Annotated in this window: 8 protein-coding genes; 5 read left to right on the forward strand and 3 right to left on the reverse strand. The window is 68.9% G+C overall.

Translation table 11 applies throughout. The annotated features are described in order from the left end of the window. Positions 1–54: 54 nt before the first annotated feature. Positions 55–1,359, reverse strand: coding sequence for a glycosyltransferase 87 family protein (locus ACYVF3_RS06140; protein WP_461153216.1), 1,305 nt, complete (start codon positions 1,357–1,359; stop codon positions 55–57). A gap of 340 nt (positions 1,360–1,699) precedes the next feature. Here ACYVF3_RS06140 and ACYVF3_RS06145 point away from each other — a divergent pair, with 340 nt between their 5' ends. After that, positions 1,700–2,557 carry a GGDEF domain-containing protein gene (locus tag ACYVF3_RS06145; protein ID WP_461153217.1) on the forward strand — a complete coding sequence of 286 codons (858 nt, stop codon included), beginning with the start codon at positions 1,700–1,702 and terminating at the stop codon, positions 2,555–2,557. Between the two features lie 113 nt (positions 2,558–2,670). Here ACYVF3_RS06145 and ACYVF3_RS06150 read toward each other — a convergent pair whose 3' ends face one another. Both ACYVF3_RS06150 and ACYVF3_RS06155 read right to left on the reverse strand, forming a co-directional pair. Beyond that, positions 2,671–3,792, reverse strand: coding sequence for an inositol-3-phosphate synthase (locus ACYVF3_RS06150; protein ID WP_461153218.1), 1,122 nt, complete (start codon positions 3,790–3,792; stop codon positions 2,671–2,673). After that, entirely contained in the window at positions 3,789–4,412 is a 624-nt protein-coding gene (locus ACYVF3_RS06155) for a PadR family transcriptional regulator (RefSeq protein WP_461153219.1), read from the reverse strand. Before ACYVF3_RS06155 ends, ACYVF3_RS06150 begins: the two co-directional genes overlap by 4 nt. Positions 4,413–4,624: 212 nt before the next feature. On the opposite strand from ACYVF3_RS06155, the gene ACYVF3_RS06160 reads away from it, so the two are divergent. The 4 genes from ACYVF3_RS06160 (at position 4,625) to ACYVF3_RS06175 (ending at position 10,302) form a co-directional block, all read left to right on the forward strand. Then, positions 4,625–5,029, forward strand: coding sequence for a DUF5318 domain-containing protein (locus tag ACYVF3_RS06160; protein ID WP_461153220.1), 405 nt, complete (start codon positions 4,625–4,627; stop codon positions 5,027–5,029). 103 nt (positions 5,030–5,132) lie between these two features. After that, the gene (locus ACYVF3_RS06165; RefSeq protein WP_461153221.1) at positions 5,133–8,150 is read left to right on the forward strand and encodes a transglycosylase domain-containing protein; all 3,018 of its coding nucleotides are present in this window, start codon (positions 5,133–5,135) and stop codon (positions 8,148–8,150) included. Positions 8,151–8,227: 77 nt separating this feature from the next. Next, complete coding sequence (locus tag ACYVF3_RS06170; RefSeq protein WP_461153222.1) at positions 8,228–9,868, forward strand: glycosyltransferase family 87 protein; 1,641 nt, start codon at positions 8,228–8,230, stop codon at positions 9,866–9,868. Positions 9,869–9,897: 29 nt separating this feature from the next. Continuing rightward, positions 9,898–10,302 carry a hypothetical protein gene (locus tag ACYVF3_RS06175; RefSeq protein ID WP_461153223.1) on the forward strand — a complete coding sequence of 135 codons (405 nt, stop codon included), beginning with the start codon at positions 9,898–9,900 and terminating at the stop codon, positions 10,300–10,302. The last annotated feature ends 29 nt before the right edge of the window (positions 10,303–10,331 follow it).

Raw genomic sequence — 10,331 nt, forward strand, 5'->3', positions numbered from 1 at the left:
ACGCGAAACGAGGCCCCGTCCAGCCGGACGGGGCCTCGTTTCGCGTTCAGCGGGTCACAGGGGTTCGGGTGCGGCCGGAGGCTTCTCCGCCCGGGGGATGTCCACCGGCGTCCGGTCCCGTTCGCGCCACCACAGGTAGCCGTTGTAGACGAGGTAGGCGACGCCGAAGTAGACGTAGGAGTTGCCGACGAACTGCTCGAAGAAGCTCCAGGTCAGCTCCAGGCCCTTGCCCTGGGGCATCTTCCAGTGCGGCCCCATCATGAAGAAGCAGCCGATCAGCGTCGTCATCAGCAGCATCGCCCAGTCGCGTCGCACGTAGGCCGCGCCGGCCAGCAGCACGAGCCCGGGGATGGCCCAGACCCAGTGGTGCGACCAGGAGATCGGCGAGAGCAGCAACCCGAGCACGCCGTTGATCACCACCGCCGTCGGCAGGTCCCGCTGGCGGATCGCGTTGATCATCCCCAGCACCGCCAGCCCCAGCACGAGCAGCGCGAGCACGGCCAGCACCAGCGTCAGGTTCGGCGCGCTGAGCTTCGACAGCAGCGACTTCAGCGACTGGTTGCCCGCGTAGGTCGAGGCGTCACCGGTGAACTTCGGCCCGAAGTTCACGTGGCTGTTGGCGAAGATCTCCTGGAGCCAGAACCGGCGGGCGTTGTCGAACGTGATCAGCAGCCCGACCAGCGCGGTCGCCACGAAGGTCAGCAGCGAGACCGCGATGGTCCTGAAGTCCTTGCGCAGCAGCGGGAGGAGCAGGAACACCAGCGGCGTGAGCTTGATGCCCGCGGCGATGCCGATCAGCAGACCGCGCGGGTAGGGCAGCTTCTTGGTGCCCTCCACCCGCCACAGCAGGTCCACCACGACCAGCGCCATCAGCACGATGTTGATCTGCGCGTAGGTGATCGTCTCCATCACCGGTTCGCTGATCGTGGCGAACGGCAGCACGGCGGCGGTCACCAGCAGCACCCTGTCCCGGTGCGCCTGCAGGAACGTCGACTCCCGCAGCACCACGTACAGCGTGGTCAGCAGCGCGAGGTGGCTGACCAGCATGATCACCGCGGTGGACAGCACCTTGGGCACCAGCGCCAGCGGCGCGAACACGATCGCGGCGAACGGCGGGTAGATGAACGGCAGCAGCAGGCCGGACTCGGTGGGGGGCAGGTTGTGGTAGAGGTCGCGGCCCGCAAGCAGCGCTTGGGCGCCCTGCCGGTAGACCTCTCCGTCGATGTGGTCGTGGGTGTTGACGGTCGAGACCACCACGATGGCGATCAGCTCCGCGATCGCGATGACGGTCAACAGCGACCGGTGACCACGCATTCGCTCGGCCAGCGGAACCAGGTCTGCGGTTCCGGGCATTGGCATGCACCATCCTCTCGGCTACCACTGCCGCTCAAGGGTAGAGATGGCCTCGGCGCAGTCGGGCGTGCGGCATCGGGTGGAAGCCCGTTCGTGACGCACTCTCTATCGATAGCGGGTCCGAGATGTTTCGCGGGGCCTTCTCGATCGTGTTTCACCTGCATGAATGATCAAAATCCGGTCTTCGAGGTGACGCGTGGGGAAGGTGGTGCAGAAGCCTTGACGCTGCGTTATAAGCGGAGCGTGAAACCACCATTACGGGTGGTCGCTTTGCTCTTGAAAAGCTCCTACCAACAAGGGGAGGCTCGAACGGACTGCTCCGTTTGGTGGGGAGGGAGGGGGCCGAATGAGTGTCCTTGACGTGGCTGCAGCCCAGCTGGCACCGATGTGGGACGAACTCGTCAGCGGGCTGAACGTCGGGGTGCTGCTGACCGATGAGCGCGGCCAGGTGCTGGCCACGAACGACGTCGCCGCCGAGCTGATGCAGCTGGACCGGGCCGACCTGCTGACCGGAACCCGCCCCCACGACTGGCAGGTCCGCGACGACACCGGTTCGCCGATGCCCGACTGGGCCGACCTGGCCGGTCAGGTGCTGCGCGCCGGCTGCCCGCTGTCCATCCCGCTCGTCATCATCAACGGTCGCACCGAGAGCCGCATCTGGGCCGACTACCACGCGGTGACCGTGCAGGGCCGCAGGCGAGTCCTGGTCCTGCTGCAGTCCGTGGAGACCGACGTCTCGCACTCCTCCGGGCTGCTCGACCCGCTGACCGGTCTGCCCGGCCGCGTGCTGCTGCTGGACCGCCTCGAGCAGTCGCTGGTCCGCTCCCGCACCCGCGGGACGCTGTCGACCCTGGTGCTCATCGACGTCGTGCAGCTCGCCGAGTTCAACGCCGCGCACGGCTTCGAGCGCGGCGACGAGATGCTCTCGATGCTGGCCGGCCGGCTTCGCGAGGGGCTCAGCGACGAGCACACCGTCGCGCGCTACGGCGGGGACGAGTTCGCCGTGGTCGCCGAGCACCCCAGCGGGACGGGCGAGCGCATCGCCGCCCACGCGCGGGAGGTGGCCGGCTGGCCGATGCGCGTCGGGCGCAAGCGGGTCCGCCCGGGCCTGCGCGTTTCCTGGGTGACCACCGACGGCCTCGCCTCGGTGCACTCGGTGCTGGCCCGCGCGGAGCAGCAGCTCACGTCGCGGGTCGGTTCCTAGAGAAGACCTGGTCGCCGACTAGGAGGGAGGTACTGCGTGGGTCGAGCAACCCCTGCTGAACGAAGCGGGGCACCCACGGTGAGGTGGGTGCCCCGCTTCTGCTCCGCGACGGTTCAGCTCTCGCTCTCGCCCGCGATGAAGTCCTCGACGGCCTGGTAGGCGTCGGAGTCGGAGTACTGCTCCGGCGGCGACTTCATGAAGTACGAGGACGCCGACAGGATCGGGCCCCCGACGCCGCGGTCCTTGGCGATCTTGGCGGCGCGGATCGCGTCGATGATGATGCCCGCCGAGTTCGGCGAGTCCCACACCTCGAGCTTGTACTCCAGGTTCAGCGGCACGTCGCCGAAGGCGCGGCCCTCGAGCCGGATGTAGGCCCACTTGCGGTCGTCCAGCCACGGCACGTAGTCCGACGGACCGATGTGCACGTTGCGCTTGCCCAGGTCGCGGTCGACCTGCGAAGTCACCGACTGCGTCTTGGAGGTCTTCTTGGACTCCAGGCGCTCCAGCTCCTTCATGTTCATGAAGTCCATGTTGCCGCCGACGTTGAGCTGCATCGTGCGGTCCAGGTGCACGCCCCGGTCCTCGAACAGCTTGGCCAGCACGCGGTGCGTGATGGTGGCGCCGACCTGCGACTTGATGTCGTCGCCGACGATCGGCACGCCGGCCTCGGCGAACTTCGCGGCCCACTCCGGGTCGGAGGCGATGAACACCGGCAGCGCGTTGACGAAGGCCACGCCCGCGTCGATCGCGCACTGCGCGTAGAACTTGTCGGCGTCCTCGGACCCGACCGGCAGGTAGGACACCAGGACGTCGACCTCGGCGTCGCGCAGCGCCTGGACGACGTCGACCGGCTGCTCGTCGGACTCCTCGATGGTCTCCCGGTAGAACCGGCCGAGACCGTCGTGGGTGTGACCGCGCTGCACGGTGACGCCCAGCGGCGGGACGTCGGCGATCTTGATGGTGTTGTTCTCACTGGCGACGATGGCCTCGGAGAGGTCCCGACCCACCTTCTTGGCGTCCACGTCGAACGCGGCGACGAACTTCACGTCGCTGACGTGGTAGTCGCCGAAGGCGACGTGCATCAACCCGGGCACCTTGGTGTCCGGATCGGCGTCGGAGTAGTAGTGCACGCCCTGCACCAGCGATGCAGCGCAGTTCCCAACGCCGACGATCGCCACTCGCACAGCGCGACCGGGACGATCTCCGCCCATGGCAGGGCCCTCCTTCTTGGTCATCTGTCGTGTCCTCGCGTGAATTGAGCCGGTGGCTGATGGCCCGCATCGGGGTTCCCACCGGCATCGGGTCGCCCGGTCGCCGAGGCAGCTGCCTGCTCGACCCGTTCGGCCTCGATGATCTCGTCCAGCCAGCGAACCTCGCGTTCGCTGTGGTCCAGTCGGAGCCGGTGCAGTTCCCGCGTGTAGCGGTCCAGGCAATCCCCGGAACGGGCCAGCGCGCTGCGCAAGCCCTCCTGCCGCTCCTCCACCCGGCGGCGCCGGGCGAGCAGGATGCGCATCCGCGCCTCGGCCGGCGTGCGGGAGAAGAACACCACGTGCACGCCGAAGGCGTTGTCCTCGCAGGCACGGGGACCGCTGTCGGCGACGAGCTCGTCGAAGCGCTGCTCGCCGGCGGTGGTGATGCGGTACACGCGGCGGGCGCGGCGTCCCCAGGCCTTCGACTCCTCGGTGTCGGATTCCTCCTCGATCAGGCCGGACCGGCACAGCCTGCGCAACGTCGGGTAGAGCGAACCGCAGGACAGCGCGCGGAACACGCCGAGCGTGTCGTTGAGCTGCTTGCGCAGCTCGTACCCGTGCATCGAGGTGTTGTGCAGGAGCCCGAGCACCGCGAGTTCGAGCATCTGCACCTCCTACGAGTGTCTATTAGGCGCCGCGAATAATGAGGAGTGCCAACGCTGACCTCGGCACCCGGCGGAGTATATCGCGCCGATATATCGGTCCTCACCATCGAGCGGTGCCGAAGGTGTTCGGCGTCACCGCACGTGACAGCGGAGAAGCCCGCCTGCCCTGAACGGCGCATGGAGTGCGTCGAGGCGGCACGTACCCTGTGGTCGTGCGGACCCAAAGGCAAGTGGTCGACTACGCGTTGCAGCGCCGGGCGCTGCTCGCGCAGTTGCACGCTGGCCGCGTCGGGGTGATGGAGGTCTGCGACGCCGACCCGTACCTTCTTCAGGCGGCGAAATTCCACGGTGAACCCAGCGACACCACCTGCCCCGTGTGCAGGAAGGAAGAGCTGACCCAGGTCTCCTGGGTGTTCGGCGACGCTCTCAAGCACGCGTCCGGATCGGCGCGCAAGCCCGAAGAGCTGGACCGGATGGCCAACCTGTTCGAGGAGTTCAACGTCTACGTCGTTGAGGTGTGCCGCACATGTAACTGGAACCACCTGGTGCTGTCCTACGTGCTCGGGACCGACGGCTTGAACAACGGTCGGTCACGGCGCAAGACTGCAGCGGAGTGAGATCGTCTCGTGCACCCGGCACGCCCAACCGCGCCGATGCGGCGCACCCCCGACGTGAACGCATCACCGGCGTCGCCCCGACGCCTGTCCTGGAGGCCAACTCGTGAACGACGAGCGTGACGACCATGCCAAGGGCCGCCACTCCCGGCATCCGAACCCCGACGGTCGCCCCACGCCACCCCCACCGCAGCCCCCGGGCCAGCAGCCCGGCGGTCAGCAAGGACCGCCGCCGCGCCCGGCCGGTGGGCCCCCGCCGCCGAGCGGTGGTCCCGCGTGGCCGGGAGAGCAGCCCGGTGGTCGTCCGGGAGCCGGTGGTCAGCAGCCCCCGCCCCCGCCGGGACGTCCCGGTCAGGCGGGCGGGCAGCCGCCGCAGTGGCCCGGGGCCGAGACCCCGGAGGAATCGACCGGTGCCTGGACGCCGTCGTTCGACGACGACTCCGCGCCGGGTTCGAGCTCGCTGAGCAGCCGGTTGAACGGCGAGGACGACGCGACGAGCTACTCGCCGTCGCCTCCTCCCCCGCCTCCCGGCCGTCCGGGGCAGCCGCCCGCCGGGCAGCAGCCCCCACCGGGCCGTCCCCCGCAGCCGCCGGGCGAAGCGCCGACGCAGAACCTCCCGCAGGCTCCGAGCAGCGGTGACCGGGGAGGTTCCGGTGCGTCCGGGGCCGCCGGGGCCGGTGCTGCGGGTGCCGCCGCCGGCGGTGCTGCCGGTGCGGCGGCCGCTGGTGCTGCCGGTGCTGCTTCGGGAGGAGCCGGTTTCTCCCGCGAGCCGAACCTGCTGACGCACTCCGACCAGGCGACGTACAACTACTACGCTGATGATCTTGACGATGACCCGTACGGCGACGACCAGCTCGGCGACCGCAGCAGCGCAGGTGCCGCGGACGTCGGTGGCGCCGGATACCCGGGCAGGGATGACAGCGAGGATCCGGACGACGAAATGAGTGCCGCCCAAGCTAAGCGCGCCGTCATGTGGCGGCGGATCCGCCGGACCTGCTACGTGGGTGCGGCCGCGGCAGTGATCATCCCGACGCTGGTGTTCATCTACGGCTACCTGTTCTGGGAAGCGCCGGACGAGCAGAAGCTGCTCAACATGAAGCAGCCGATCACCATCACCTACGCGGACGACTCGCCGCTGGCGACGGTGAGCTCGGACGGCTCGCGCGAGGTGATCCGCGACCTCAACGACGTGTCCAAGCCGCTGCGCGACGCGACGATCTCCGCCGAGGACGCGAGCTTCTACTCCAACCCGGGCTTCGACTTCATGGGCATCGCCCGGTCGGTGTTCTTCATGTTCACCGGCTCGGGCGTCGGTGGCGGTTCCACCATCACCCAGCAGTTCATCAAGCTGGACCTGGAGCTCAACAAGTCGGACCCGACCTACGTCCGCAAGATCAAGGAGATCGTGCTGGCGTTCAAGATCACCAACGAACGCCCCAAGGACGACATCCTGCTGTCGTACCTCAACACCGCGTACTACGGCCGAGGCGCGAACGGCATCACCGCGGCGTCCAACGCCTACTTCGGCAAGAAGCCCAGCGAGATCACGCCGGCCGAGGCTTCGGTGCTCGCGGGCATGGTGCAGCGCCCGAAGGGCAACGACCCGCGCGAGGACCTGGAGCAGGCCGAGACGCGTTTCAACTACGTCCTCGACCAGATGGTCAAGAACGGGTTCCTGCCCGCGTCCGAGCGCCAGGGCCTGACGCTGCCGGAGACCCGCGGTCAGAACGACTGGCGGATCGACCGCCGGTTGACGCCGGACCAGTTCAAGATCAAGGACCAGGTGCTCCGCGAGCTGGAGGAGACCGGCTACGACGAGGACACGCTGGCCCGCGAGGGTTACAAGATCAAGACGACGATCGACCCCAGGGCGCAGAAGGCCGCGGTCGACGCCGCCACCACCCAGGCGGAGAACACGCTGCCGGACAACATCAAGACGTCGCTGGTGGCGATCGAGCCGAAGACCGGTGAGGTCAAGGCCTACTACGGCGGCGGCGGTGACGTCGGCGGCTACGACTGGGCCGTCGCGCCCACCGAGCCCGGGTCATCGTTCAAGCCGTTCGCGGTGCTGGCGGGTCTGCACAAGGGCAAGGGCATCGGCGAGTTCTACGACGGCAGCAGCCCGCAGAACATCGCGGGAACCGAGTTCGCCAACGCCCCGAACGTGGCCTGCGACGTGCCGACCCACTGCGGCGTCCGCGAGGCGATGACGAAGTCGGTGAACACCGTGTTCGTCAACATCGCATCCAAAATAGGCCCGGCCAGCGTCGCCGAAGCCGCGCACGCCGCGGGCATCCCGGAGGAGTACAAGTCCGGGAAGGGCGGCACGAAGACCCTGCAGAACGCCGACGGTCAGACCCAGTCCGGTATCGCGCTGGGCATGTACCCGGTCAAGCCGATCGACATGGCCAACTCGTACGCGACCCTGGCGAACCAGGGCAAGTCGCACACCCCGCACATGGTCAGCGAGATCACGCCGCGCGAAGGGCCGCCGGTCAAGGTCCACAACGAGCCGGTCAAGACGCTCTACGACGAGTCGGAGTCGGAGGCCGCGAAGCTGGCCTACAACACCATCGCTTCGATGTTCGAGGTCGCCGACCACGCCAAGCGCGGCCTGGACGGCAACCGGCCGGTGATGTCCAAGACCGGTACGCACCAGTACCTGGACACCAAGGACAACGCCACGGCCTGGATGATCGGCGCCACGCCGCAGCTGTCCGCGTCGGTGTCGATGCTGGCCAGCGAGAACGGCCGCAACGTCCCGCTGGAGGACAACTCGGGTACCAGCTTCTACGGCGGCAAGTACCCGGCGATGGTGTGGCAGCAGTTCATGAACAACTACCACAAGGGCCTGAAGGTCGAGCAGTTCAAGAAGACCGACACCATCGGCCAGTTCCAGGACATCCCGCTGCCGCCGCCTCCGACGTCGTCGGAGCCGCCGTCCTCGTCGGCGCCGCCGCCCACGATGCCGAGCGGTTCGGAGGAGCAGGACCCGACCACCAGCAGGACCAAGCCCGGTGACGACGGCGACTGCGGCGGCTTCTTCGAGCCGCCGTGCCCGTCGGACACGAGCAGTCCCGGTGAGCCCGGTGACGTCGCGCCGACGCGTCGGTTCGGCGAGTAGCCGGAGCTGATCCGAGAGGGGCATCCGCCGACCCGGCGGGTGCCCCTCCGGCTTTTCCGGGCCAGTAGCATCCGGGCGTGTCCACCAACGAAACCGCCGATCGGGCAACAGCGGCGTCCTCGGGCAACGAGTTAGCGGCGGCGGTGGACAGCTCGTCCCTCTCACACGCGGACCGCATCCCGCCGACCTGGACCGAACCGCTGCCCCGCAAGGTCAGCCGCCTCTTCGGCGGACCGCTCGGCAGGCACGCGCAGGTCGGACGGCAGTGGTTCTGGACCCCGCTGCGGGTGATCCTGCTGCTCGCGGTGCTGACGCTGGCGGCGGCGTGGCTGTTCAAAGCCCCCTGCCAGGTCACCTACGACACCAGCAGCGGGCCGCAGCTGGACTGGCGGAACAGCAAGCAGTACACCGCCATGTGCTACACCGACATCATCCCGCGCTACGGCATGGGAGATCTCGCCCCCGACGACGCCTTCCCGTACAAGACGGGGTGGCTGGAGAACCAGGGCACGCCCAAGGAGCAGGTCCGCTACATGGAATACCCGGTGCTGACCGGGATCTTCCAGTGGATCAACGCCCGCGCCGCCGACGGCTGGGCCACCCTGGCCGGTTTCGGCTGGCTGCCCGGCGGGCTCACCAGCGTCCTGTACTTCAACGTCACCGCGCTCTGGCTCGCCGGGGCCTGGCTGGTGACGATCTGGGCGCTGGTGCTGCTGGCTCGCCGTCGCGTCTGGGACGTCGCGCTCGCCGCGGTCTCCCCGCTGGTCGTGGCGCACGCGTTCACCAACTTCGACGTGCTGGCCACCGCTCTGGGCACCGCCGGGCTGCTCGCGTGGTCGCGACGACGACCCGTGCTGGCCGGGGTGCTGATCGGCATCGGCGGAGCCGCCAAGCTCTACCCGCTGTTCTTCCTCGGACCGCTGCTGATCCTCGCCTGGCGCGCCGGGAAGGTGCCCGACGCCGCGCGCGCGGTGCTGGCCGCCGCGCTGGCGTGGCTGGCGGTGAACGTCCCCATCGCGCTGGCGTACCCGGCCGGCTGGGGCGAGTTCTTCCGGCTGAACAGCCGGCGTTCGGCCGATCCGGACTCGCTCTACAACGTGCTGATGCACTTCACCGGCTGGGGCGGGTTCGACGGTCAGCTGCCGCCGGGCGCGACACCGGTGGTGCTCAACGCGGTCAGCCTCGGGCTGTTCCTGCTGGCGTGCCTGGCGATCGGGTGGCTCGCCCTGGCGGCGCCGACCCGGCCGCGGGTCGCGCAGCTGTGCTTCCTGGTGGTGGCCGCGTTCCTGCTGACCAACAAGGTGTGGAGCCCGCAGTACTCGCTGTGGCTGGTGCCGCTGGCGGTGCTGGCGCTGCCGCGCTGGCGACTGCTGCTGAGCTGGATGATCATCGACGCGGCGGTGTGGGCTCCGCGCATGTACTACTACCTGGGCACGGCGAACAAGGGCCTGCCCGAGGGCTGGTTCCTGGGCGCGGTTCTGGTCCGGGACGCGATGGTCGTGGCGCTGTGCGTGCTGATCATCCGCGAGATCCTCGACCCGGCCCGGGACAAGGTGCGCACCGCGCTGACCGTGCGGGGCGATCACCCCGGCGGCATCGACGATCCGTGCGGCGGCCTGCTCGACGGTGCGCGCGACCGGTTCGTGTTACCCGGTGTCGCTCGTTGGGGGCAGCGGGCTCTCACGCTCACCCGGGGAGCTCTAGCTTCGAAGCGCTGATCCGATCTCTTCGTGGAGGTGCTTCGCAGATGCCAGGTCGCATGCTGACCGTCGTTCTCGCCGCAGTCGCGGTGGCCATCCCCGCCGCGGCCACGGCCGGTGCGGCCGCGCCACCGGCCCCGGTCCAGGTCCAGCTCGGCGAGGTCCGGTGCCAGGACATGTCGGCCATGGTCGCCGCGATGCCGATGCTGGCTCCCGCGTTCCCCGACGCGGCCCGGACCCCGGTCGTCGAATACCGCATCACCGCAGGTCCGGACGCGCCGATGACGCCCTTCGAGGTCAAGGTCAACGGTGAGCGCAAGGGGTCCGGTTCGGTGGGCGCCAAGGGCCTGGTCGTCTCCAGCACCTCGCTGCCCAACAACACCCGCACGACGATCCAGGTCACCTCCGGAGACCAGGTCCTCGCCACCCGCAGCTACACCCCGTCCTGCTGAAAGCCGCGGCAACGGGCAGTTTTGGTCCG

Source organism: Saccharopolyspora tripterygii (assembly GCF_054778355.1).

Bases quoted from the DNA above. Each gene is read 5' to 3' on its own strand.
- ACYVF3_RS06155 (WP_461153219.1), bottom strand. From the start codon at position 4,412: ATGCTCGAACTCGCGGTGCTCGGGCTCCTGCACAACACCTCGATGCAC.
- ACYVF3_RS06145 (WP_461153217.1), top strand. From the start codon at position 1,700: ATGAGTGTCCTTGACGTGGCTGCAGCCCAGCTGGCACCGATGTGGGAC.
- ACYVF3_RS06150 (WP_461153218.1), bottom strand. From the start codon at position 3,792: ATGACCAAGAAGGAGGGCCCTGCCATGGGCGGAGATCGTCCCGGTCGC.
- ACYVF3_RS06140 (WP_461153216.1), bottom strand. From the start codon at position 1,359: ATGCCAATGCCCGGAACCGCAGACCTGGTTCCGCTGGCCGAGCGAATG.
- ACYVF3_RS06175 (WP_461153223.1), top strand. From the start codon at position 9,898: ATGCCAGGTCGCATGCTGACCGTCGTTCTCGCCGCAGTCGCGGTGGCC.